The sequence below is a fragment of the Burkholderia sp. 572 genome (genome assembly GCF_040545135.1).
Classification (GTDB): Bacteria; Pseudomonadota; Gammaproteobacteria; order Burkholderiales; family Burkholderiaceae; genus Burkholderia; species Burkholderia cepacia.
Window position 1 is genome coordinate 66,102 of sequence record NZ_JBEPLH010000014.1, and the last position, 23,082, is coordinate 89,183.

19 protein-coding genes are annotated in these 23,082 nt (G+C 67.9%); 4 read left to right on the plus strand and 15 right to left on the minus strand.

The genetic code is table 11. The annotated features are described in order from the left end of the window. Positions 1-164 precede the first annotated feature (164 nt). On the minus strand, positions 165-1,076 hold the full coding sequence (locus ABIC51_RS25625) for an NAD-dependent epimerase/dehydratase family protein (RefSeq protein WP_301764677.1): 912 nt from the start codon (positions 1,074-1,076) through the stop codon (positions 165-167). 139 nt (positions 1,077-1,215) lie between these two features. Next, positions 1,216-1,878 carry an ankyrin repeat domain-containing protein gene (locus tag ABIC51_RS25630; RefSeq protein WP_354006680.1) on the minus strand — a complete coding sequence of 221 codons (663 nt, stop codon included), beginning with the start codon at positions 1,876-1,878 and terminating at the stop codon, positions 1,216-1,218. Between the two features lie 244 nt (positions 1,879-2,122). Here ABIC51_RS25630 and ABIC51_RS25635 point away from each other — a divergent pair, with 244 nt between their 5' ends. Continuing rightward, positions 2,123-2,494 (plus strand): cupin domain-containing protein, encoded by a 372-nt coding sequence (locus tag ABIC51_RS25635; RefSeq protein ID WP_049096504.1) that lies wholly within the window; start codon positions 2,123-2,125, stop codon positions 2,492-2,494. Between the two features lie 174 nt (positions 2,495-2,668). On the opposite strand, the gene ampC is transcribed toward ABIC51_RS25635, so the two are convergent. The 3 genes from ampC to ABIC51_RS25650 all read right to left on the minus strand — a co-directional run bounded on the left by ampC (position 2,669) and on the right by ABIC51_RS25650 (position 5,514). Continuing rightward, positions 2,669-3,838: a class C beta-lactamase gene (ampC, locus tag ABIC51_RS25640; protein ID WP_354006681.1), complete on the minus strand. Its 1,170-nt coding sequence runs from the start codon at positions 3,836-3,838 to the stop codon at positions 2,669-2,671. A 322-nt stretch (positions 3,839-4,160) separates the two neighbouring features. Beyond that, complete coding sequence (locus tag ABIC51_RS25645) at positions 4,161-4,973, minus strand: alpha/beta fold hydrolase (protein WP_060357833.1); 813 nt, start codon at positions 4,971-4,973, stop codon at positions 4,161-4,163. Positions 4,974-5,043: 70 nt separating this feature from the next. After that, positions 5,044-5,514 carry a hypothetical protein gene (locus tag ABIC51_RS25650; protein ID WP_124536878.1) on the minus strand — a complete coding sequence of 157 codons (471 nt, stop codon included), beginning with the start codon at positions 5,512-5,514 and terminating at the stop codon, positions 5,044-5,046. A gap of 404 nt (positions 5,515-5,918) precedes the next feature. Here ABIC51_RS25650 and ABIC51_RS25655 point away from each other — a divergent pair, with 404 nt between their 5' ends. Both ABIC51_RS25655 and ABIC51_RS25660 read left to right on the plus strand, forming a co-directional pair. Then, on the plus strand, positions 5,919-6,053 hold the full coding sequence (locus tag ABIC51_RS25655; protein ID WP_006767081.1) for a hypothetical protein: 135 nt from the start codon (positions 5,919-5,921) through the stop codon (positions 6,051-6,053). 119 nt (positions 6,054-6,172) lie between these two features. Next, a complete protein-coding gene (locus ABIC51_RS25660; protein ID WP_048029057.1) occupies positions 6,173-6,949 on the plus strand; it encodes a class I SAM-dependent methyltransferase in 777 nt (258 codons plus the stop codon). 101 nt (positions 6,950-7,050) lie between these two features. Here ABIC51_RS25660 and ABIC51_RS25665 read toward each other — a convergent pair whose 3' ends face one another. The 10 genes from ABIC51_RS25665 to ABIC51_RS25710 all read right to left on the minus strand — a co-directional run bounded on the left by ABIC51_RS25665 (position 7,051) and on the right by ABIC51_RS25710 (position 21,917). Next, the gene (locus ABIC51_RS25665) at positions 7,051-9,930 is read right to left on the minus strand and encodes a glycoside hydrolase family 2 protein (protein WP_354006682.1); all 2,880 of its coding nucleotides are present in this window, start codon (positions 9,928-9,930) and stop codon (positions 7,051-7,053) included. A 76-nt stretch (positions 9,931-10,006) separates the two neighbouring features. Next, positions 10,007-12,691, minus strand: coding sequence for a GH92 family glycosyl hydrolase (locus tag ABIC51_RS25670; RefSeq protein WP_354006683.1), 2,685 nt, complete (start codon positions 12,689-12,691; stop codon positions 10,007-10,009). A 447-nt stretch (positions 12,692-13,138) separates the two neighbouring features. After that, positions 13,139-14,326 carry a beta-propeller fold lactonase family protein gene (locus tag ABIC51_RS25675; protein WP_027792112.1) on the minus strand — a complete coding sequence of 396 codons (1,188 nt, stop codon included), beginning with the start codon at positions 14,324-14,326 and terminating at the stop codon, positions 13,139-13,141. Between the two features lie 127 nt (positions 14,327-14,453). Further along, positions 14,454-15,956, minus strand: coding sequence for a M81 family metallopeptidase (locus ABIC51_RS25680; RefSeq protein ID WP_175855590.1), 1,503 nt, complete (start codon positions 15,954-15,956; stop codon positions 14,454-14,456). Continuing rightward, the gene (locus ABIC51_RS25685; RefSeq protein ID WP_354006684.1) at positions 15,953-17,242 is read right to left on the minus strand and encodes a Zn-dependent hydrolase; all 1,290 of its coding nucleotides are present in this window, start codon (positions 17,240-17,242) and stop codon (positions 15,953-15,955) included. The genes ABIC51_RS25680 and ABIC51_RS25685 overlap by 4 nt, the downstream gene beginning before the upstream one ends. Positions 17,243-17,276: 34 nt before the next feature. Continuing rightward, a complete protein-coding gene (locus ABIC51_RS25690) occupies positions 17,277-17,978 on the minus strand; it encodes an ABC transporter ATP-binding protein (protein ID WP_119337226.1) in 702 nt (233 codons plus the stop codon). Next, positions 17,975-18,742, minus strand: a complete 768-nt coding sequence (locus tag ABIC51_RS25695; protein WP_027792116.1) for an ABC transporter ATP-binding protein — start codon at positions 18,740-18,742, stop codon at positions 17,975-17,977. The genes ABIC51_RS25690 and ABIC51_RS25695 overlap by 4 nt, the downstream gene beginning before the upstream one ends. Further along, positions 18,739-19,782 carry a branched-chain amino acid ABC transporter permease gene (locus ABIC51_RS25700; RefSeq protein ID WP_124839971.1) on the minus strand — a complete coding sequence of 348 codons (1,044 nt, stop codon included), beginning with the start codon at positions 19,780-19,782 and terminating at the stop codon, positions 18,739-18,741. Before ABIC51_RS25700 ends, ABIC51_RS25695 begins: the two co-directional genes overlap by 4 nt. Beyond that, complete coding sequence (locus tag ABIC51_RS25705; RefSeq protein WP_059856313.1) at positions 19,779-20,639, minus strand: branched-chain amino acid ABC transporter permease; 861 nt, start codon at positions 20,637-20,639, stop codon at positions 19,779-19,781. Before ABIC51_RS25705 ends, ABIC51_RS25700 begins: the two co-directional genes overlap by 4 nt. Before the next feature lie 69 nt (positions 20,640-20,708). Further along, positions 20,709-21,917: an ABC transporter substrate-binding protein gene (locus tag ABIC51_RS25710; RefSeq protein ID WP_354006685.1), complete on the minus strand. Its 1,209-nt coding sequence runs from the start codon at positions 21,915-21,917 to the stop codon at positions 20,709-20,711. Positions 21,918-22,145: 228 nt separating this feature from the next. Between ABIC51_RS25710 and ABIC51_RS25715 the strand changes: the two genes are divergently transcribed. Next, positions 22,146-23,000 (plus strand): FadR/GntR family transcriptional regulator, encoded by an 855-nt coding sequence (locus ABIC51_RS25715; RefSeq protein ID WP_021160135.1) that lies wholly within the window; start codon positions 22,146-22,148, stop codon positions 22,998-23,000. Positions 23,001-23,082 lie beyond the last annotated feature (82 nt).

Sequence of the window (23,082 nt, forward strand, 5' to 3'; positions counted from 1 at the left end):
GCCGCCGCGCCGCTTTGATAAGCCGGCGCGCGCGCGAATCACAGTTGATTTCGATTCAATGATTCGCGGCGAATATGGTCCGAACAATCCGGCATGAAGCGGGAGGCCGCATACGCAAACGCGCCCGGGCGGGCGCGCTTTTCGTCAGACAAGGCAACACCGTGTCAGGCCGCGACGGGCATCTCGTCGCGAATCCAGTCGAGCATCGCGCCGTGCGTCGGCGCCCACCCGAGTTCCTGCCGCGCGCGCAACGCCTTCACGCGGCTGTTCGACGCGAGCGAGTCATGCGCGCGCGAATGGCCGAGCGCCTGCGCCGCATCCGCGATGTCCCATTCGACGATCGACGGCAAGCCGAGCCGCTCGCCGAGCGCATGGCCGATTTCCGCGAACGACGCTTCGCCGTTTTCCGCGAAGTAGAACGCACCGGGCGGCGCGGCATCGATCGCGCGCAAATACAGATCGGCGACATCGGCGACGTGCACGTTCGACCAGCGGTTCAGCCCCTTGCCGATCACGCGCACCGCGCCGGCATCGCGCGCGATCGCCGCGAGCAGCGGCAGCTGCACGCTGTCGCGGCGGATGCCGAGGCCGTCGCCGTAGATCATGCTGTTGCAGATCACGGCCGAACGGATGCCAAGATTGGCCGACGACATCACGAGCCGGTCGATCGCGCGGCGCTCGGCCTTCGCGGGTTTGACGACGGGCGTCGTCTCGTCGAATACGGGGGCATCGCCATGCGCGCCCTGTGCGTCGTCCGCGATCACGCTGGTGCCGCTCGTATGCACGAACGTCTTGCCCGAGCCGCTCAGCGCGCCGATGATCGCCTCGACGGCCTCGCGATGATCGCTGCTCGCCGCGTTGACGACGCAGTCCGCGTCGCGCGCGAACGCTTGCAGCAGCGCCGAGTCGTCGAGCGTGCCGACGACCGGCATGATGCCGGCCGCCGCGAGTTTCGCGGCGTTGTCGCCGTCGCGCGTCAAGCCGGTGACGACGTGCCCTGCCGAGACGAGCCGCGCGGCCACCGAGCCGCCGATGTAGCCGCTCGCGCCCGTCACGAATATTCTGATGCCTTTCATCTGCTGCTCCGAGAGCGAGACAGCCGGTACGGCAGACGTCTCGCGAAATGTCGTGCGTCGCAGTATCGGCGGCCGGCGTTGCGCGAGGAAGGGCGGCGTCGCGAAAACAGTTTTGAGCGCAACGGGATGATCGGCCGCGTCAGACGAACCCCTCGTCGACCAGCGTGCAGCCGTCCGCGGTGATCTCGTGCCGCTGGCCCGAGCCGCCGGCCACGCGGCTCCAGCTTTCGGACACGAGCATCGCCGCATCGCCGTCCGTGTGCAGCGCATAGCCGAATCCGCCATACATGCCCGGCACCGCGAACCACATGCGTTCGGCCTGCGCGTCGAATTCGAGTAGCGGCTCGAGCTCGGGCAGGCGCAGCGCGTCGACGCGCAAATGTGCGATGCGGCCGAGCATCATCGCGTGGAAGTGGCGCTGGATGGCGAACAGCGTGGCGTCGGGTACGAAGCGTCGCGGCTGCGGCGCCAGCAGGTCGACCAGATGCCGATGCCCGCGCCGCCCGGCGATATCGACCGGGCGCTCGCCGTGGGCATCGCGCAGCATGCGCCAGGCACCGAGCCGCAACAGTTCGGCGACGACCGCCTTCGGTGCGCCGCCGCGGGCGGCCTGATGCAGCGGCGCACGAAGCGACGTGCCGCCGAGCCGGGTCGCGTTGACGAGCGCACCCTCCTTCGCGACGAGTGCGAGCATCGTCGCCCAGTCGCCGTTCCTGGCCGCGTCGGCCAGCGCGTGCCGGGTCGCGACCTGCGCGTCGTCGAGCACGTCGGCGCCCGTGATGCCGTCCCATGTGATGCTCAACCGGATCTCCTCGTGTGTCGCGTTCGCGTGACCGCGTCGATCGCCCATCATAAGCGTTCGTCGCGGCTGCGCGATCGCGCGGCGCTGCTTCGGGCCCGGATTCCCCGGCGCCCGATCCGGCCACTGCCCGCACAGGCCCGTCGATCTGCGATGATGTCGGACGCGAGGCCACGCATCGCGATCGCCTCGCACGGGCGCGCCGCGCGCGCACCCGATCCATCCACCCCGACGAAGCATGCTCATCATGATCGACGTTTCCTCCATCACCGACGCGTTCGCCCCGAGCGGCGAGCCGACGCAGTACCGCGTATCGCCCGAGAAACTGATTTCCGGCGATCCGCTGCACACGCTCACACCCGGCTTCGCGAGTCCGTGCGGCCGCTTCTCGACCGGCATCTGGGAAAGCACGCCCGGCTGCTGGCACGTCGCTTACACCGAAGCGGAATACTGCGAGATCCTCGAAGGCACGTCGGTGATCACCGACCTCGAAGGCAACCGGAAGACCCTGCGCGCCGGCCATCGTTTCGTGATTCCGCCGGGTTTTCGCGGCACGTGGGAAGTCGTCGAACGCACGCGGAAGATCTTCGTCGCGTACGACGAGCAGCCGCCCGAATGAGCGGCGGGCGGGCGCGATCGATGCGGCATTGCACGACAGGTCGACGATCCGCCAGCCGCGCGGCATCGCCGCCGTGCGCCATCGTTCGTCCGGATTCGTCGCGACCGCATCGGTCGCCTTCCCGACAGCTCGGCACGCCGGCCGTGCGGCACGACCGGCCCGCCGGCTGAAACGTTACCGCCGGCCGTCGAGCGCCCCGAGAATCCCGTACGCGGCCTTCACGCGGTCCTCGTTCGGAAAGCTGCGGTTCGCGAGCATCACGATCGCGATCCGCTTCGACGGGACGAACGCGACATAGGTGCTGAAACCGTTGGTCGAGCCCGTCTTGTTGATCCACGTATTCGCACTCGGCGCGAGCGGCGGCTTGATCGCGGAGGCCGGCAACCCGTCGCGCAGCATCTTCATCGAGTTGCCTTCGAGCAGCGTCGGCAGCGCGACCGGATACGGATACTGTTCCCAGATCAGGTCCTGCGTCAGCGGCCCCGCGCGGAAATAGCCGGTGTGGGTGCGTTCGAGCGCGCGCTGCAGGCGCGGCGCGGTTTCGATCAGCCCCATGTTCGCCTGCACGAAGCGCAGCAGGTCGGCCGCCGTGGTCCGCACGCCGTAGGCCGGCTGCCACAGCATGCCGCCCGTCATCCGGATCGGCTTGCCGTCCTGCGTATAACCCTGTGCGTAGTCGGCCTGACGTGCTTCCGGCACGTTGATGTACGTGTGCGTCATGCCGAGCGCGGGAAAGAGCCGCTGCTCCATCAGCACCGCGAAATCCTTGTGCATCGCCTTTGCGGTGACCCACCCGAGCATGCCGACCGACACGTTCGAATACGTCCGGTACGTACCCGGCGCGTGCGCGGGCCGCCACGCGTCGAGATAGCGGATCAGGCCCGCGTCGTCGCGGATGCTGTCCGGCACCTGCACCGGCATGCCGCCGGACGTGTGCGTACCGAGATCGAGCAGCGTCACGACGCCGAACGGCTTGCCTTGCAGGGCAGGCAGGTACTTGCCGACCGGGTCGGCCAGCGACAGTTCGCCGCCCTCCTGCGCGTCGGCCGCGAGCGTCGCGGTCAGCGTCTTGCTGACCGAGCCGATTTCGAACAGCGTGTCGCCGGTGACGGGCTTGCCGGTTTGCGTCGACATCACGCCGTAGTCGAACACGTAGGGCTTGCCGTCGGCGACGATGCCGACCGCCATGCCGGGAATCGCGTACTGCTTCATCAGCGGCGCGACGTGGCGGGTCACGGTGTCGCGGAGGTCGTCCGGGGTGGCGGCGGCCGCGCGGCCGGCCGTGGCGGTGACGCACGCGGCGACGAACAGGGTCGCGGCGAAGCGTGTCGCGTTGAATCGCATGGTTGCGGTTCCTTCGATTTCCGATGGTTGCGTGGACAACAGATCCGGTCGCGCCATGCGGAAATCGCAGCGGCCGGCCTGCCGAAGCAGGACTATCCGCTGTAAGCCGTCCGTCAACAATCGACGTTATGTTGATCGAGCCTAAAGAAAAACTTATGGGCTTGGCGAAGGAGTGGATGACCGCTGCCGCCGGCGCGGCATGCTCGATGGTTTGCGGGGAACGTCGAACGGCACCGTCGCGTGCACTGCCACGAACGCGACACGTCGGTGACGTTGCCGTACAAGCGAGTCACGGCGCCGCCAACACGACGGCTCGAGCGCGTTACCCCGGCAACCGGTCCAGAAACGCCAGCATCGCCGCGTTGAACCGCGCGGGCCGCTGCAGCGGCGCGAAATGGCTCACGCCGGGCAGGATCGTCAGCGTCGCGCCCGGGATCGTACGCGCCAGGTACGCCGCATGCTCGGGCCGGATGAATTCGTCGTGCTCGCCCAGCACGATCGTGACCGGCACGGCGATCGCCGCGAGATCCTCCGCGCTGTAATCCGGTTGCGTGCGCATCATTTCGCTGACGGCCGCGACGAATGCATCGAACTCGCCCGGTGTCGCGGAAAGCGCCGCATAGTCCTTGCGATGCCGCGCGAAGCAGCGGTCGAGCAGCGGGCCCGGCACGATCTCCTTCGTGCCGCCCGGGTCCATGTTGCATGCGAAGAAGAACACGCCGGCCGCACGTTCCGGCGCGCGATCGGCCAGCACGAGTGCGATGCACGCGCCGTCGCTCCAGCCGACGAAGCGCGCACGGTCGACGTGCAGCGCATCGAGCACCGCGAGCACGTCCGACGCCATGCGTTCGTAGGAATAGGGTTGAGTGTCGCGCGTGCTGCGGCCGTGGCCGCGGCTGTCGATCACGATCGCGCGGTAGCCGGCCGCGAGCAGCGCCGGCACCTGGTTGCCCCAGTTGCCGCCGTGGCCGAGGCCGCCGTGCAGCAGCACGACGGGCGGGCCGTGGCCGAACGACGCGTGCCAGATGCGCGCGCCGTCGTGTTCGAGCCATCCTTGCTCGTCGGCCGCCGGCAGCGGCGTGCCGCCTTGCGCGTCGAAGCGGACGAGGTCGTCGTCGTCGAGTTCCGCATGCATCGTTCTGCCGTCCTGTCGAGGGAGACGTGCTTGCGATTGTAATGCGTGCGGCCGCCGCGGCCGCATCCGCTCACGCCTGCGTCGACACCAGCCCGCCCGCCGACGAGCCGCCCGTCTTCTCGACGGCCGCCGCGAGTTGCGCGATCGCGGTCGCCAGCGCCCCCGCGATCGCACCGGCTTCCGCGCTCAGCGACTGCTGTTCGACCGCTGCGGCCGGGTCGTCCTTCGCGCGCTGTGCCGCGCTCGCCATCTGGCGCTCGATCGTGGCCAGTTGCTTCTGCAACCGGTCGATCAACGCTTTCAGCTGCGCGACCGCCGGATCGTCGGACGACGCGCCCGATGCGCCGAGCGTTTCGCCGGTGGCACCGGTCGAACCCTGCGCACCGGAAGTGCCTGCCGGACTCGTCGTACCCGTCGCGCCCGCGGCATTCGTCGCGCCATCGGTGGATGACGTCGCGGCGGGCGCGGCCGACGAAGCGTTCGCGCCAGGGCTGGCGTCCGCCAGCGAGGTGCGCGTGGTCGTGGAGAAATCGATCTGCATCGTGTCGGTCCCTGTGTCGGTAAACGAATCGTGGCTGGGGGGGAAAATTGCCTTCCAATTCGTTTACGGCATTCGTCACACGAAACTTGAGTATCGGGGTCCGACAGATTTGGCTGAAGATCGCCGGTTTTAGTCGCGAAAGGGCCAGATTCGCGGCGCCGCAGCGCTGATAAAATCGCGGCTTCGCCGGCGGAAGTCGCGCGCCCGCTGCCCCGGGGCGCGAGCGCGCAACGCCGCCGGTATCGACTCCCGCCCTTCCGGGCGCGGCACGCGACACGTGCCGACGCCGCGGTCGCGGCTGCGCGGGTCGCTTTTTCCGTTCGCCTGCGTGCCCCGCTCGCCGCTTCAAGCGGCGAGCGCCGTCCGGCGCGCGCTCACTTCATCACGCATTCGAGGAACACACGATGGCCCGCATCGGCGCCTTCTGCATCACGACGTGGCTTGCCGCCGCGATTCTCTACTTCGGCCAGCACTCCGTCGCGATGATCGTGTTGAGCGGTGTCGTCGTGTTCGGCGGATTCGACCTGCTGCGTCCGTAAGCGCGCAGGGCCACGCGGCCACACGGCCGCGCCCGGTCGGGATGGCCGGCGCGACTGTGATAGCCTCTCCCGCACCGTCTGTCACGCGCACGCCTCGCCGGCAACCAGGAGAACGGAATTTGAATCATGGTTCGAACCGCCACCCGGCCGCCCTCGCCTGCAAGGTGTGCTCGGCCCGCGCCCCCATCTGCGGGCTGGTCGATTTCTCGCGCTGCGGCGCCGACTTCATTGCCGGGAAGAAAGTCGACCCGTATGCGGGCGTGCCGGTCTACTACCATGCCTGCGAGCAATGCGGCTTCACGTGGGCGCCCATGTTCGACAGCTGGACCCACGACGATTTCGCGCAGCATGTCTATAACGCCGACTATGCACGCCACGATCCCGAATATCTCGAGATCCGTCCGCAGCAGCATGCCGACCTGATCTGCACCAGTTTTGCGGAAATGCGGGAAGGCCGGATTCTCGATTTCGGCTCGGGGCTGGGCTTGCTGGAACGTAAACTGGCGTCGCGCGGCTTCACGGACGTGACGTCGTACGATCCGTTCTCGCACCCGGTTCCGCCCGAAGGCACGTTCGACACGATCCTGTCGTTCGAGGTGTTCGAGCATCATCCGGCGCCGTTCGACCTCTTCGACCAGATCATGCGTTACCGGAAACGCGACGGCGCGCTGCTGTTCCAGACGTCGCTGATCAGCCGGGAGATCATCGAGCGCGGCATCGAGCAGTGGTGGTACTGCGTGCCGCGCAACGGGCACATCTCGTTTCACACGCCGCAGTCCCTGACGCTGCTTGCCCAACGCCACGGGCTCGAATACGGCGCGTTCAGTCCCGAGCTGCACGTCGTCTTCGATCGCGCGGCGACACCGCGCTGGCTCGACAGGTTTCTCAAGCCGTAACGGCTCGCCGGCGATCGGGCATGCAACGAACGCCGCGTGCCTTCACGCGGCGCTCGAACGGCTCGCTGCCGCTTGCACGGCGTCGCGCCCACGCCGCCCCGTCAGCATGCCCCGAACGTCGGCACCGCCGGATCGACCGCCAGCGCGCGCTCGTTGAACACGACCGGCACGCCGCCGAGCCCGAGCCTGCAGTTCGGGCGGTCGAGCCGCCACCCGTCGACGCGCAGCGCGGCGCGCGACACCGGCGCACCGCTCGCATGCGGCAAATCGATCGTGATCCGCCGCTTCGCGCCCGGCATCAGGTTCAGGTAGTTGTCGCTGTAGAACGCGGGCAGCACGCGCGCACCGGTCGACGGATCGAATACCTGCAAGTGCGTCATCAACGCGAACGTCGTGCCGATGTTCGCGACGTCGACCGTGATGCGCGTCGTCGTGTCGTCGGTCTCGGCCGATGCCGCGCCGATGGCAACCGCCGCGCCCGGCATCGTATCGAGCGACGTGTACGCGGTATCGCCTCCGTCGCGCTGTCGCCAGTACACGTTCTCCGCAAGCGTATTGCCGCCTGCATCGGTCAGCACGAGCGTCACGATGCACACGTCCGACTTCGCCGCGGCCATCGCCGCCTTCAGGTTCGCCACCACGCGATACGAGGCCTTCGCGACGCCGCCGACGTCCGCGACGGTCCGGCTGCTCGACGTGCCGTCGAGGTTGTACACGCGCATCTCGACGCGGCCGGTGACGGCCGCCGCCGTGTGATTCGCGATCGTCACGTCGGCGGTATTCGCATCGAGGATCGCATTGACGCGACGGCACCCGTGCCGCACCGCGAAGAACGACGCATGCGCGTCGAGGTCGTGGCTGTACATCTGCCACACGAAGCTCGGTTGCGCGGGGTTCGTCATCCACATGATCACGCCGGTGGCCGGCGACGTGATCTTCCCGGCCACCGGGCCGATCATCACGGCCGCGTTCGCCTCGTAGATCGAGCGGATGCATTCGTAGTTCATCATCTGCGCCTTGCGCACGAAGTCTGCGAGATTGCGGATCGCGCCGTAGCGCTGCGCCGTCATCGCGATGTAGCCGGCGCCGCCCTGCTTGCCGACCGACGGGTAGTACGCGCCGTTGCCGTTCATGTCGCGGTCGGCCCAGAAGTCGTCCGGGCATTCGTACGAGCCGGGCGGCAGCATCGATTCGACGCATTCGAGCGTCGGGATCGAATGCGAGCCGACCTCGTTGTGAAACGCGATCGACGTCGTGCCGTAGCCGCGGCTGAATGCCGCCTGCGGCGAGGCCCAGTTGTACGGGCCGCCGGACGAATAGCCGTTCACCGCGCCGGCGCCCGTATCGCCGGCCGAACTCGTGAGGCACAGGCGCTGCGGGTCGAGTTCGGCGACGAGCGCGTCGAGCCCCTTGACGAGTGCCGGCGGCGGCGCACCTTCGTTGCCGCCGCACCAGAGCAGGATCGACGGACGATGGCGGTTGCGCGCGATCACGTCGCGGATGTTGTCGAGATCGCGCGGCACGTTGGCCGGCCCCGACCCGTCGCCTTCGGTCGAGAAGAAGAAGTCCTGCCAGACGAGGATCCCGTAGCGGTCGCATGCATCGAAGAAATCGTCGCTCGTGCTCTGCCCGTTCCAGTTGCGGATCAGGTTGAGGTTCGCGTCGCGATGGAGCCGCACCTGGTTGAACAGCCGTTCGCGCGGAATGCGCTTCAGCGCTTCGTCGAGCCCCCAGTTGCCGCCCATCACGAGGATCGGCAGGCCGTTGACCGTGATGCTCAACTGCGGCCCCATGCCGATGTCGCGCACGTATTCGATGCGGCGCAGGCCGACCTTCAGCGTGCGCTCGTCCGAGCGCCTGCGCGCCACCTCGATGCCGACCTTCACCGCGTAGAGGTTCGGTTCGCCATACCCGTTCGGCCACCACAGTCTCGGCTGCCTGATCGACAGCGCCGCGATATCCGACGACGTGAGCGACACCTTCGTCGTCGTGCTCGATGCGGGAATCGCGATGTCGTGGCGAAACGGCGCGCCGTTGCCGACGGTGCCGACGACGGTCGCGACGAGATCCGCGCCGGAGCCGTTGTCCAGTTCGAGATCGAGCCGCAACTCGGCGTGCGACAGGTCGGTGGACAGCGTGTGCGCGACGTTGATCGCCGCGATCCGCACCGCGCCGGTCGTGAACCATGCCACTGGCTGCCAGATGCCGAGTTCGCGATCGGGGATCGTCGGCAGCCAGTCCCAGCCCGCCGAGCAGAAGAAGGTCGGCCCGTTCTTCAGCGTGACGCCGGTCGGGCCGCCGTTGCGCCCGCCGCGCGTGACGCCGCTCGCGTAGCTCGGCAGCAGCGGCCCTTCCGAGAAATCCGGCTTGACGACGCGCACCGCGAGACCGGCCGTGCCGCCCGCTTGCGGCACCAGCCTCGAGCTGTCGAACGCCCCCTGCTTGAACGCGCCTTCCAGCCGGCCGACGGGCGCGCCGTTCAGCCAGACCTCGGCGCAGTAGTTGACGCCGCCGAAGCGCAGCCACAGCCGCTGCCCCGGTTGCCGTGCGGGCGCCGTGAAAGTCGTCCGGTACCAGTAGTCGGTGTCCTTCAGCGTGTCGGGAATGGTGTCCGTGACGATGCGGCCGTAGAACGGGTCGGGATACTTGCCGTTGACGATCATGCTGTTCAGCACGGTGCCGGGCACCGTCGCCGGCGCCATGCCCGTCACGCCGGCCGCGCCCGACAGTTGCGCGCCGCCGGCGCCCGGCAGGCTGCTCGCCGGGGCGAACGTCCAGTTCGTCGTGAGATCCTGCGCGGCCAGCAGGCTGTGTTCGGGGTCGCCCGGCACGACGGGCGTGACCGTCGCGGGGCCGTCGGCGCCGGGCGTGCCGGACGCGCCGGCGGGCGCATCCATGTCGCCACCGCAGCCGGCGAGCCAGCTCGTGCCGACCAGTGCGGCGCCATACGACAGGAATTTCCGGCGTTCTTTCGACGTCATGTGGTTGTCTCCCTGATGATGCCGACATCGTCGCGGGCACGCGCGCGGTGCGAAACCGCGCGCGCGCCGGTCACGTTCACTGCGCGCCGGCCCGGCGCATGCGCATCACCGTCGACGGACTGCCGGCCGTCATCTGCGTATAGTCCGCGTTCGGCCCGGACGGCGGCGTCAGGTTGTCGGCGGCCGCCCATTGCGTCGGCGCAGCCGACAGCGTGTAGCTCATCGTGCCGCCATTGACGATCTTGCCCAGCGGCAGCCATGAGCCCGCGTAGTCCGCGCCGTTCACCTTCAGCGACTGGATATACGCAAACGACGGGTGCCCCGCACCGTCCATCGCCACCTGCTTGTCGCTTTCGAGCCGCAGCGTCTTGCCGTTGCCGAACCAGACGGTGATCCCGCTGAACTGCGGCGTGGACAGCGCGAGCCCCGCTTCCGACGGAATCACCGGGAACATGCCGAGTGCCGCCCACACGTACCAGCTCGACGTCGCCCCCATGTCGTCGTTGCCCGGCAGCCCGTCGCGCGCGGTCGTGAACGCCTTCGACATGATGATCGGCAGGATGTACTGCGCACCGCTCGGCTGCCCGGCCCAGTTGTAGCCCCACGGCGACTGGAACGACGGTTCGTTGCCGATGTACAGGCCGGTGGACGATTCGCCGCCGTTCAGGTCGCCGGAGGCCGGCACGGTCGAGAACGGCGTCGTGATCGCAAACAGCGTGTTCAGCCGCGCGACGGCCGCCTGCTTGCCGCCGATCGCGTCGATCAGCGCGCTCCAGTCCTGCGCGAAGGTCCAGAAGTAATTCGGCTCGGTCGATTCATGGAACGAACCCTGCACGAGCGTCCCCAGCGTGCCGGGCGCCGAGCCGGCCGGCGGCGCATTGCGCGCGGCGATCACCTTGTTCGTGTAGTCGAAGATGTTGCGCCACCACCCGGCCCGCGTGTACAGCGTGCCGATGTTGTCGGGCGTCACGCCGACCGACGGCGCGTTCAGCACGCTGGCGGGCAATGCCTGCAGGAACGCGGCCGCGGAACGGTCGCTCAGCACGCGCTCGATGGTGGCCGAAGACGAGTGACCGTCGTCGCCCTGCGACAGGTAGTGGGCCGTCAGGAAGTTGGCGAGGCCCGCTGCGCTCGTGCGGTCGTTGCATGCGCTCGACGGATCGAACACCGACTGCTTCGTCAGCCGCGCGGCCGACACCAGATCGAAATCGGTCGCGCCGAACCTGTACGCGCCGGCGATCACGTTCAGCGCGTTGTCGCCGGCCATCGGCGTCGAGTCGTCGCTGCCGTCGACCCAGTGCGGGAACGCGCCGCACTGAAGCCCGTCGACCACGAGCGACTGCATCATGTCGCTCGTTTCCTTTGGCGCGAGCAGCGCCAGCAACTGCGTCTGCGACCGGTACGTATCCCACAGCGAGAAGCCCGTGTAGTGGTTGCCCGCGCCGCCCTGCGAGCCGTCGGTGCGCCGGAATGCGTAGTCGCCGACCTTTGCCGTCGCGCGCTGCGGCACGGTGCCGGTCTGGTCGACCGACGCCGGATAGCCGCCGCTCGCGTTCTTCGGCTGGCGCATGCTGCGGAATTCGCCGTTCGTGTCGCTGTAGAGCGTCGGCGTGCCGAACACGCGATAGAGCGCGGTGTAGAACTTCGTCAGGTTCGCCTTCTGCGTCGCGTTCAGCGATGCGGGCGCGGCGGCCTGGTCGATCTGGATCGTGTTGAGCCGGTCGTTCCACAAGCCGGACGCGTTGTTGCGCGCGTCGTCGAACGCGAGCTTTTCGCCTTCGGCTTTCAGGTTGGCCTGCGCATTCTGGATACTGACGGACGAGACCCCGACCTTCACGGTGACGGTGCGGTCGGTGTCGGTCAGGTCGAACTGCAGCGTCGCCGCGCCGTTGCTGACGGTATTCACCGCCGACGTGCCCGCCTGCTTGCGCAGCGGCTTGTCGAAGGTCGCGTAGAAATACACGGGCGCGTTCCACACCGTGCCGTACGGCGTGCAGAACGCCGGCGCGACGGCCTGCCCGCTCATCGACCTGCCGTCGCTCGCGAGCGCCAGCGCGACGTTGCTGGCGGTGACCTTCGTGCTGCCCGAATCGCTGTTGCCGTTCAGCTTCGCGTCGATCGAGAAGAAGCCCTTGTCCTTGTCCGTGTACGTGAAGCGCGCGATGCCGGAGCGCGCCGTCGCGCTCAGCTCCGTGACGATGCCGTTCGCGAGGCGGACCTTGTAGTACCCGGGTTCGGCCGTTTCATCCGCATAGCTGTACCCGATTCCGGTCGGCCGGCCGCCCGACGCGATCGCCTTCGCCGCATCGGCCGGCAGCATCGCGACCGTGCCCTGCCCCGGGCACCCGACACCGCTCAGGTGCGTCACGCTGAAGAAGTCGATCGTGCCGCCCGCCCCACCCGTCGACAGGTAGCCGCCCGAGCCGTTGAAGTTGTAGCGCGGCGTGTTGGGCCCGAAATTCACCATCCCGAACGGCACCATCGCGCCCGGGCTCACGTTGCCCGCGTAGCCCGAGTCCGAGTTGACCTGCGTGCCGATGAGCGGATTGACGAACCGGGTCAGCCGCATGTTGGTGCGCCTGGGCGGCGCCGGCTGATCGGGCTGCGACGGCCGGGAGGGGTCCGAAGTCGGCGGCACGGTCGACGGCGTGTCTCCCGCGCCGTTGCTGGCCGTCTGAACGCTGTTCACGTCGTCGCCGCCGCACGCGGCAAGCGCCGCGCAAGTCAGCGCGGCGACGAGCAAGAGTCGTGGATGTCTCATTTTTTCGTTTAGTACCGTTAATCAAAACGATTGTTCCGGCGCCGCGATCATCCGGCACGCCGTGCGGCTTGCGGCCCTGCGCGGCACATCGATGCCGCGCGGCGTGACGTCGACTGGCCCCCCAGGCGATGTCACGCTGACTCGTTACATGCGAATACCCCGCGACGATCGTTGCTGCCGCAACCGTCGCCTCACCGCCCTGTCTCCGGGAACGTCACATCCTTCCCAGGGGCTTACAGTGCCGTAACGACTGTTTATTCACCACGAGAAGTTTCCCGAATTTTCAGTTTGTTTAACTAAACAATCGGGAGTTAATCAGCTTCGGGTATGCATTCCCGCCATTTGTTGCGTTGCAACGGCGGCGCACCGGGAGGTGCATTGACGGGCGCCCGGCGAACCCGGGCGCCGCATGAACGTGAAGAACGGGACGAACGGATGCCGTGTGCGTCAGCGCGGCAACGTCCGCAGCGACGACGGTCCGCCCGTCAGCGCGATCCGCTTGCCCGTATCGCGCAGCTTGCCGCCTTCCACCGCATAGAACGCCAGTTGCCGCTCGACGTTGAACTGCACGATCACGTGCCGGCTGTCCGCGGTGAACACGATGCCTTGCGCGGCTTCGCCGCCGGGCACCTCGCTCACCTTCACGGCCTGCCCGTTGCGGATTTCGAACAGCAGCACCTTGCCGATCTTGTGGCGGCCCGGATTGTCGGCCGTCAGGTTCGAGCCGTCCATCGCCTGCACGGCGATCCACTTCCCGTCCGGCGAAATCGCGACGCCTTCCGGCAGCGACGGCACCGTCAGGTACTGGACCGTGCGGAACGGCACGCGCGACACGTCGATCAGCGCGACCGAATCGGCATCGCCCGCGAGCGTGCCCGTATAACCCGGCAGCCCGGCCAGCCCCACGTTGCTGACGACGGCCCAGCGGTTGTCGCTCGACACGTCGATCGTGTAAGGCGCGACACCCGTGCTCAGGCGCGACCCGCTGTCGGTCACCTTGCCGTCGTCGACGTTCAGCACCGCGATGCCCTGCTCGTCGCGCAGCGACACGAGCGCATGCTTGCCGTCGTGCGTGAAGCTGATCCCGGCCAGCCGCTTCTTGCCGATCTTCAGGCTGCCGTCGAGCGTCACCTGTGTGCCGTCGATGCGAAGGATCGACACGCTGCCGTCGACGTTCGCGACGAGCGCGAGCTTGCCCGAGCGGTCGATCGCGATCCCTTGCGGATGCGTGCCGAGCTCGATGCGCGTGACCGACGGCGGCGCGGCGTCGAGATTCACGACCTGCAGGAACGTGTCGAACACGAGCTGCTTCGCGGCCGTGTCGTAGCGCGTCGGTGCGCCGACAAGCGCGAGCTTCGCGTCGGGCGTGATCGCGACGGCCTGCGGCGGCCCCTGGATGCCGTTCTCGACGTCGACCTGCCGCGCGACCTTCGGCGGGAACGTGCTGGCGTCGAGCAGCGTCAGCGTGTCGGCGGGCGGCGAAGCGAGATAGGTGTCGCGGCCCTCGACGCGCTGGTACTTGCCGTCGTTGCCGGACACGATCCAGTCGGCGGCGTGCGCGGCAACGGCCGTCGTGGCGAGGGTCAGCGCGGCGAGCAGGCGCGCGCTGCGCGGGCGGAAGGAATTCGAATGCATGGCGGTCGGTTCTCCGGATCGGTTGCGGATGCAATGGATGGCTCGACCCTGCTGCTCGACGGGTCGAAACCACCGCATGATGCCCGAAAGCCGCCGAATCCGGCGTCCCGCACCCGGTTCGTTTCGGTCAACCCGTCCGTCGCGCGCCGAACGGCCACTCGCCGACATCATCGAGCGGATACACCGGCCGCGCCAGCCGCTCGTAGTGAAACAGCCCGTAGTCCGAGCCCGTCACGCCGCGGCTGTCGCACTCGACCAGCGCGGCCGCGATCGGCACGAACACCGGTCGGCAATACATCCGCGATTTCAGCAGCAGGAAGCGTGCGCGGCGCGGATCGACGCCGACGCTCTCGAACACGCCGAGGTCCCACGGCTCCTGCGTACGCTCGGTGATGACGAGCGTGGCCGCGCCGATATCGAGCACGGCCGTGCGACCCATGTACGCGCGCTGCCCCGTGTAAGTCGGCCCCGTGATCACGTATTCGCCGTCGGTGAGCGCGCGCACGACACCCGTCGCACGGAACGGCTCGCGGCACACGCCGCCATGCGACGGCAGCCGGTTGCCGACCGGCACCGTGACGGTTGCGCCGACGCCCGCGTCGATCAATGCCGCGACGGCCTGCGGGTCGCACAACGGCCCGCTGACGATACCATCGAGCCCCTGCGCGAGCGCGGCCTCGAGCAGGTCCATCGTGTCGCACGGGCCGCCCGACATGCAGTTGTCGCCGTGATCGAGCATCAGCACGGGGCGATCCGCGTCGCGCGCGAGCGCCGCCGCCTGCGCGACCGATTCGGCGAGCGGCGCGCTGCGATAGACGAATTCGTCGCGCGCGTCCCAGATCTGTCGTGCGATGCGCTCGGCCGCCGCGTCGGCCGCGGCGCGGTCGCCATCGGCCACCACCACGACGCTGATGCACGGTGCGGGAATGTCCGCGAGCGAGAAACCGGGCAGCACGGATACCGCCAGCATCCCGTCGGCTTCGGCCGCGCGCGCGGCCTCCACCGCACGCCGCATCGCGCCTTCGGCGCTCGCGCTGCGCAGCGTCGACGTCATCAGCGGCGGCTGCCGCCATGCGAGCACGGGCCGCGCGCGACCGTGAAGCCGGTCGAATAGCAACCGTGCCGCATGCTCGCCGGTCTCGTACATGTCGACGTGCGGATAAGTCTTGAAACTGACGATCACGTCCGCGTGATCGACCATCTTCTGCGTGACGTTCGCATGCAGGTCGAGCGCGACCGCGATCGGCACATCGGGCAGCGCCGCGCGCACACGCGCGAGCAGGTCGCCCTCGCCGTCCGCGCTCTGCTCGGCCACCATCGCACCGTGCAGGTCGAGCATCACCGCGTCGCAGCCGGGCGCGGCCGCGACGATCGCGTCGCAGATCGCCGCATACGCGTCGGCCGCAACTGGCCCGCTCGGGTTCGCGGCCGCCGACACGGGCGTGACGATCCCGGCGCCTTCACGCTCGGCCGCGTCGAGGAACGCGGCCATCGCGGTGCGCATCCCGCGATTCGCGCGATACGCGTCGTCGCCCCAGTCGGGGCCGTTGCGGCCGAACGCGGCGAGCGGCGTCGGCACCGGCGAGAACGTGTTCGTCTCGTGGTTCATCCGGGCGATCAGGATCTTCATCGTGTACTGCCCTTCGCGATCCCGGCCGCGCCCAGCATCGCCTGCAGCAGCACGTTGCAGCCGGCTTCCAGATGCACCGGATCGGCGTCCTCAATCTCGTTGTGGCTGATCCCGTCCTTGCACGGCACGAAGATCATCGCGGTCGGCGCAACGCGCGCGAGATACACAGCGTCGTGGCCCGCACCGCTGATCACGTTCATCGACGACAGCCCGAGTGCGCTCGCGCCGGCGCGGACCTGCTCGACCAGCGCTGGATCGAACGGCTGCGGCGGAAAGTACACGACCGGTTCGATATCGATCCGCATCCCTGCCGCCGCGCCCAGGTCGGTGCATGTTGCATGCAGCTCCGCATCCATCGCCGCCAGCGTCGCGTCGTCGGCTGCACGCAGGTCAACGGTCAGCGTCACGCGGCCCGGAATCACGTTGCGCGAATTCGGGTGCACGTCGACCCAGCCGACCGTGCCGCGTCCGTGCGGCGGATGCGCGAGCGCAATGGCGTTCACACCGCGCACCAGATCGGCCGCGACCAGCAGCGCGTCGCGTCGCAACGCCATCGGCGTCGGGCCGGCGTGCGCCTCCATCCCGTGCACGGTCACGTCATACCAGCGCTGCCCGAGTGCGCCCTCGACCACGCCGATCGTCGTGTGGTGCGCCTCCAGCACCGGCCCCTGCTCAATATGCGCTTCGAAATACGCGCCGACCGGATGCGCACCGCGCCCATCGACCGCATCGCCCGCATAGCCGATCGCAACCAGCGCGTCGCGTACCGACACGCCGTCGCGGTCGCATTGCGCGAGCGCATGGTCGAGCGTGAACGCGCCCGCGAACACGCCGGAGCCCATCATCACGGGCACGAAGCGCGAGCCTTCCTCGTTGGTCCAGACGGCGACCTCGAGCGGCGCACGCGTGCGCACGCCCGCGTCGTCGAGTGTGCGCAGCACTTCGAGGCCCGCGAGCACGCCGTAGTTGCCGTCGAACTTGCCGCCGGTCGGCTGCGTGTCGATATGGCTGCCCGTCGCCACGGGCGGCAGGTCGTCGCGTTCACCCGCACGCCGCGCGAAGATGTTGCCGATCGCATCGACACGCACCGTACAGCCGGCTTCCTTCGCCCATGCGACGAACAGGTCGCGCGCCTCGCGATCGAGTTCGGTGAGCGCGAGGCGGCACACGCCGCCCTTGTCGGTTGCGCCGATTCGCGCGAGACGCATCAGGCTGTCCCACAGCCTCGCGCCGTCAACGCGCAAGCCGGACGCCGCGACGCCCGATGTCGAATCCTGATCTTGCATCGATGAAATTCCTCGCAATGAAAGGGCACGGCGCTTACGCGACGCCAACGCCCAGGTAACGGTCCTTCACCTCGTGATCGGCGGCGAATTCCGCGTTGCTGCCTTCGTAGACGATCACGCCCTGTTCGATCACGAAGTGGCGGTCCGCGAGCTGCGTGCACACTTCGAGGTTCTGTTCGACGAGCAGGATCGCGACGCCTGCCGCCTTGATCTGCTTCAACTGCGCGACGATCTCTTCGACGATCACCGGCGCGAGCCCCTCGACCGGCTCGTCGAGCATCAGCAGCCGCGGGTGGTTCATCAGCGCGCGGCCGATCGCGAGCATCTGCTGTTCACCGCCCGACAGCTGCGCGCCGCCGTTGCGGCGGCGTTCCTTCAGGCGCGGAAAGATCCGGTAGATGTCGTCGAGCTGCCACGGCGAATCCCGGCGCGCGCCGAGCAGCAGGTTTTCCTCGACCGACAGCAGCCGGAAAATCCCGCGATGCTCGGGCACGAAGCACAGCCCGCGCGTAGCGATCCGGTGTGCGGGCTGCCCGGACAGCGAACGGCCCACGAACGTCACCGTGCCACCGGTTGGTGCCACGACACCGGCGATGGTCTTGAGCGTCGTCGACTTGCCCGCACCGTTGCGCCCCAGCAGCGTCACCGTCTCGCCTTCGTTCACGTTCAGCGAAATGCCCTGCAGCACGTGACTCTTGCCGTAGTACGCATGAACCTCCTTCACGTCGAGCATCATGCGCGGCCTCCCGTGATCATGTTGCCGAGATACGCGCTGCGCACGCGCTCGTCGCCGCGAATCGCATCCGGCTTGCCTTCGACCAGCACGCGGCCCTGCTGCATCACCGTAATCGTGTCCGAGATGTCCATCACGATGCCCATGTTGTGTTCGATCAGCACGACCGTGTAGTCGTCGCGCAGGCCGCGGATCAGTGCCTTCATGTCGTCGAGATCGTCGATCCCCATGCCCGACGTCGGCTCGTCGAGAAAGATCGCGCGCGGTCGCGCCGCCAGCGCCATCCCGACCTCGAGCCGGCGCTGCTGGCCGTGCGACAGCACGCCGGCCGCCGTATCGGCGAAGCGCTGCAGGCCGAGCCGCTCGAGCACGTCGTCGACAATGCCGTCGTGCGCAAGCGCACCGCGCGGCGGCGTCCACGGATTCAGCGCGCGCCGCGATTCGACGCCCTGCGCGGCAACGCGCAGGTTCTCGCGCACGCTCAGGTTCGGAAACAGGCTCGTCACCTGGAACGAGCGCGCGATGCCGCGCCGCACGCGCTTGTGATCGGGTTCGCGCGACACGTCGTGACCGTCGAACAGGATCGAGCCCGACGTGATCGGCAATGTGCCCGTCAGCGTATGGAACAACGTGGTCTTGCCCGCACCGTTCGGCCCGATCACCGAATGCACGGTGCGCGGCATGATCCGCAGATCGACGCCGCCCAGCGCCGTGAACTTGCCGTAGCGCTTGACGATGCCGCGCGCTTCGAGAATCGCTTCGCTCATTGCCGCTCCTCGGTCGTCTGCTCCGTGCGTCCGCCGCGCCGCAGCGACGCCACGACGCGTTCACCCAATCCCCACAACCCGCGCTGCATGAACAGGCTGACCGCGATCAGCACGAGGCCGAGCAGCAGCAGCCAGCGCGGCCACAGCGTCGACAGCCAGTCCGCGAACAGCACGTAGAATGCCGCGCCGAGCACCGACGCGAACAGGTTGCCCGTGCCGCCGATCACCGTCATCACGAGGATCATCTCGCTCGTGTGATAGTCGATGTTCGACAGCGGCGCGATGCCCGTCATCAACGCGTGCAGCGCACCCGCGAAACCCGTGACCGCCCCCGAAAGCACGAACGCCGCAAGCTTGAAGCGCTTCACGTCGTAGCCGGCCGCCGCCGCGCGCGCCTCGTTGTCGCGGATCGCGAGCAGCGTGCGGCCGAACACGGAGCGCGACACGCGCAACAGCAGCCAGAACACCGCGACAAACAGCACCGCGACGAAGCCGTAGTAGCGCCACGGCGAATCGAGTGAAACGAGCGGATGCCCGAACGCGGCGAGCGCGGGACGCGGGATGTCGAGCAGCCCGTTGTCGCCGCCCGTGACGTCCGGCGTCGTGTAGGCGAGAAAGTAGAACAGCTGCCCGAACGCGAGCGTCAGCATCACGAAGTAGGTGCCACGCTGCCGGATCGAGAACCAGCCGACGAGCGCCGCCGCGACGGCTCCGAGCACGGTGGCTGCAGCGAGCGCAGCGGTCACCGATGCGACGCCGTGCGTCAGCACCAGCCCCGCCGCGTAGCTGCCGAGCCCGAAGAAGATGCCCTGCCCGAATGACAACAGCCCCGTATAGCCCAGCAGCAGGTTGCAGCCGAGCGCGGCGAGCGCGAACACCAGCACTTCGGTCGCGAGCGAGCCCGAGCTCAGCGCGACCGGCAGCACGCACACGACGGCCACCGCGAGCCAGCCCTCCGGGCGTTGCAACGCAGAGCGCCATGCAGGCACGCGCTGCGAGACTGCCGCTCCCGACGGCAGCGGTTTCGACGATTCGATCATGCGGCCCTCCCCAGCAACCCGTTCGGACGCAACAGCAGCACGGCCGCCATCGCGACATAGATCATCAGCCGTGCGCCTTCCGGCCACAGCGTGCTCATCAGGCTCTGCACGATACCGACCAGCAACCCGCCCACGAGCGCTCCGAGAAAATTCCCCATCCCGCCGACCACGACCACGACGAACGCGACGCCGAGCGCCTCGATGCCCATGAACGGATCGACGCCGCGAATCGGCGCGGCGAGCACGCCCGCGAGTGCCGCCGTCGCCGCGCCGAGCGCGAACACGAGACTGAACACGCGCGTCACGTTGATGCCGAGCAGCGATACCATCTCCGTCGATTCGCTGCCCGCGCGCACCGTACTGCCGAGCCGCGTGCCTTCGAGCACCCACCACAGCAATGCGGCGAGCACGGCCGTGAACCCGATCACGAACAGCCGGTATTTCGGGTAGACGAAGCCGCCCCAGATCACGACGCCGTTCAGGGCGTCGGGCGGCGGCACGTTGTCGCCGAGCGGACCCCATGCGAGGATCGCGCACTCCTGCAGCACGAGCGCGAGCCCGACCGTCGCCAGGATGTGGAATTCATGCTGCTGCGCGTACACATGACGCAGCACGAGTTTTTCGACGCACCATGCGAACGCGCCGACGACGAGCGGCACGACCGCGAGCGCGACCCAGAAATTCGCCGACCATTGCAGCGCCTGGTAGCAGAGATATGCGCCGAGCAGGTAGAACGCGCCGTGAGCGAAATTCACGAAGCGCAGCAGGCCGAACACGATCGACAGGCCGACGGCGAGCAGGAAATACAGCATGCCCACGCCGATGCCGTTGACGATCTGCAGCAGATAGACGTTCATGGCTTCCGTGTCAGAAAGGAAGGTAACGGACGTCCGCGGCGCACGACGGCCGCGGACGCATGCATAGCGTCACGCGAGCTTGCAGCCCGTCTTGTCGATCGGCAGGAACGACTGGCCCGAGCTGACGATGTCGGCATAGTCGTCCGCGCTCTTCATCCGGCCCTTCGGCTTGCCCTTCAGCAGGTAATAGTTCTTCAGCACCTGGTGGTCGCCCTTGCGGATTTCCTCCGGGCCCGTGAGGCCGTCGTACTTCATGCCCTCCATCGCCGCAACGACCTTCTTCGGATCGGCACTGCCGGCCTTCAACATCGCGTCGACCAAGATCTTCGAGCAGATGTACGACCCCGCGAGGCTGTAGTTCGGGTTCGCCTTGAACGCGGCGTTCGTGCGCTTCACCAGATCGCGGTTCAGCGGCGAATCGATCCCGTGCCAGTACTGCGCGCCGAAATACACGCCGTCGCAGATGTCGGGCCCGAGCGCCTCGAACTGTTCAAGGCCCGACGCCCACGCGAGCAGGATCGTGCAGTTGCGCTTCATCCCGAAGCTGACGGCCTGGCGCAACGTATCCGACGATTGCGAGCCGAAGTTCAGGATCAGCAGCACGTCCGGCTGCGCGGCCACCGCGTTCGTCAGGTAGCCGCTGAATTCCTTCTCTGCGAGCGAGTGGTAGCTGTTGCCGACATGCTCGATGCCCTTCTCCTTGAAGATCGCTTTCGCGGCCGACAGCAGGCCGTCGCCGAACACGTATTGCGGCGTGATCGTGTACCAACGCTTCGCCTTCGGCAGCATCTGGATCAACGGGCGCACCGTCTGCTCGATCGCGCCGAAGGTCGGCACCGACCAGCGGAACGTCGCGGCATTGCAATCCTTGCCGGTGATTTCGTCCGCGCCGGCCGTCGTGATGAACACGCCGTCCGCCTTCTGCACTTCCTTGCCCATCGCCAACGATTCGGACGACAAAATACCGCCCGCAAAAAAACGCGCGCCCTTCTGCTGCGCGATCTCCTGCACACGCCGCACAGCGGTCGCGGGCTTGCCCTCCGTGTCGAGCGCCGTATAGGCCAGCGGCATCCCGAGGACCTTGCCGTACTGCTTGACGACGAGCTGCATGCCGAGATCGGCGTACTTGCCGTTGGCGGCGAACGGCCCCGACATCGGCACCGGGCACGCCAGCTGGATGGGCGAACCCTGCGCGAACGCGGCACGGGACGACATGCTGCCGAGCGCACCCGGCACGGCCGACAGCGCGGCCAGTTTCAACAGTTCTCGGCGATTCAAGTTGACGCTCCTGATAAAGGGGGACACACGCGATGCGACCGACTGCCAAACCGTGCCCACGCCCTGCAGGATGCGCGCCGCCGGTTGATCCTATTTATCATGATAAATAGAATGAACCTGATGCTAGAGTTGATCAAAATTAGTGTCAATCAGGCAAAATTCCGTACTCGCGCCGGAACGGATCGTCGACGATGACGCGGCGCGCAGTCAGACAAAGGAGTCGTGAAGATGGTCATGGACCGAGCCAGGGCGGGCCTCGCAGTCGAAATCAAGCAGCCGAAGCGGGCCGACCTCGTCGCCGAGGAGATCAAGCGGCTGATCACCGAGAAGGACCTGAAGCCGGGCGACCGCCTCCCGCGTGAAGCCGAGCTGCAGCAGCTCTATGCGGTGAGCAAGAGCACGATCCGCGAGGCGCTGAAGTCGCTCGAGGTGCAGGGGCTCATCAAGGTCACGACGGGGCCGACGGGCGGCGGGATGGTCGTCGAGGTGCCGCTCGACCGCACGCTTCAGCTGCTGCAGAACTACCTGTTCTTCAAGGACGTGACGATCGACGACATCTATACGGTGCGCCAACTGCTCGAACCCGAGCTGGCGGCGGGCGCCGTGCCGCACCTGACCGAGCGCGACTTCGCGGCGCTGGAGGCGAACATCGCGTGCTGCGACGGCGCGTCGGGCGTACACGACCGCGGCCACATGCTGCGCCAGCGGCAGGAGGACACGACGTTCCACGACATCCTCGCGGCCGCGAACCCGAACCCGTTCCTGCGATTCAGCTGCGAGCTGATCAACGAGATGATCCGGCAGTTGATCGAGTTCCGGAACGATACGCCGCTCGTCGAGCACAAGCGCTTCGGCGAAGCAAACGTGTCGATCCACAAGGCGATCCTGCAGGCCGCACGCGAGCGCGACGCAGAGCGCGTGCGGGCGCTGATGGTCGAGCACATGACCGAGGCCCCCAAGCATGTGAAGCGGATGAAAGGCAAGCTGCGCGGGCGTCTGATCCTCGACTCCGAAATCCGCAGGCGGGCCGCCGCTCACATTGCGGGACCCGATGCGGCCGCAACGGATCCCGAAGAGGACTGAGCGTCGGCCGGCGCGGTCGATTCAAGGCCGACTGCTTCGCGGCGGCCTGAATACCCCTACCGCGCCGCGAATGCCGATGACG

Bases quoted from the DNA above. Each gene is read 5' to 3' on its own strand.
- ABIC51_RS25625 (WP_301764677.1), bottom strand. From the start codon at position 1,076: ATGAAAGGCATCAGAATATTCGTGACGGGCGCGAGCGGCTACATCGGC.
- ABIC51_RS25635 (WP_049096504.1), top strand. From the start codon at position 2,123: ATGATCGACGTTTCCTCCATCACCGACGCGTTCGCCCCGAGCGGCGAG.
- ampC (WP_354006681.1), bottom strand. From the start codon at position 3,838: ATGCGATTCAACGCGACACGCTTCGCCGCGACCCTGTTCGTCGCCGCG.
- ABIC51_RS25645 (WP_060357833.1), bottom strand. From the start codon at position 4,973: ATGCATGCGGAACTCGACGACGACGACCTCGTCCGCTTCGACGCGCAA.
- ABIC51_RS25650 (WP_124536878.1), bottom strand. From the start codon at position 5,514: ATGCAGATCGATTTCTCCACGACCACGCGCACCTCGCTGGCGGACGCC.
- ABIC51_RS25655 (WP_006767081.1), top strand. From the start codon at position 5,919: ATGGCCCGCATCGGCGCCTTCTGCATCACGACGTGGCTTGCCGCCGCG.
- ABIC51_RS25665 (WP_354006682.1), bottom strand. From the start codon at position 9,930: ATGACGTCGAAAGAACGCCGGAAATTCCTGTCGTATGGCGCCGCACTG.
- ABIC51_RS25670 (WP_354006683.1), bottom strand. From the start codon at position 12,691: ATGAGACATCCACGACTCTTGCTCGTCGCCGCGCTGACTTGCGCGGCG.
- ABIC51_RS25675 (WP_027792112.1), bottom strand. From the start codon at position 14,326: ATGCATTCGAATTCCTTCCGCCCGCGCAGCGCGCGCCTGCTCGCCGCG.
- ABIC51_RS25680 (WP_175855590.1), bottom strand. From the start codon at position 15,956: ATGAAGATCCTGATCGCCCGGATGAACCACGAGACGAACACGTTCTCG.
- ABIC51_RS25685 (WP_354006684.1), bottom strand. From the start codon at position 17,242: ATGCAAGATCAGGATTCGACATCGGGCGTCGCGGCGTCCGGCTTGCGC.
- ABIC51_RS25690 (WP_119337226.1), bottom strand. From the start codon at position 17,978: ATGATGCTCGACGTGAAGGAGGTTCATGCGTACTACGGCAAGAGTCAC.
- ABIC51_RS25695 (WP_027792116.1), bottom strand. From the start codon at position 18,742: ATGAGCGAAGCGATTCTCGAAGCGCGCGGCATCGTCAAGCGCTACGGC.
- ABIC51_RS25700 (WP_124839971.1), bottom strand. From the start codon at position 19,782: ATGATCGAATCGTCGAAACCGCTGCCGTCGGGAGCGGCAGTCTCGCAG.
- ABIC51_RS25705 (WP_059856313.1), bottom strand. From the start codon at position 20,639: ATGAACGTCTATCTGCTGCAGATCGTCAACGGCATCGGCGTGGGCATG.
- ABIC51_RS25715 (WP_021160135.1), top strand. From the start codon at position 22,146: ATGGTCATGGACCGAGCCAGGGCGGGCCTCGCAGTCGAAATCAAGCAG.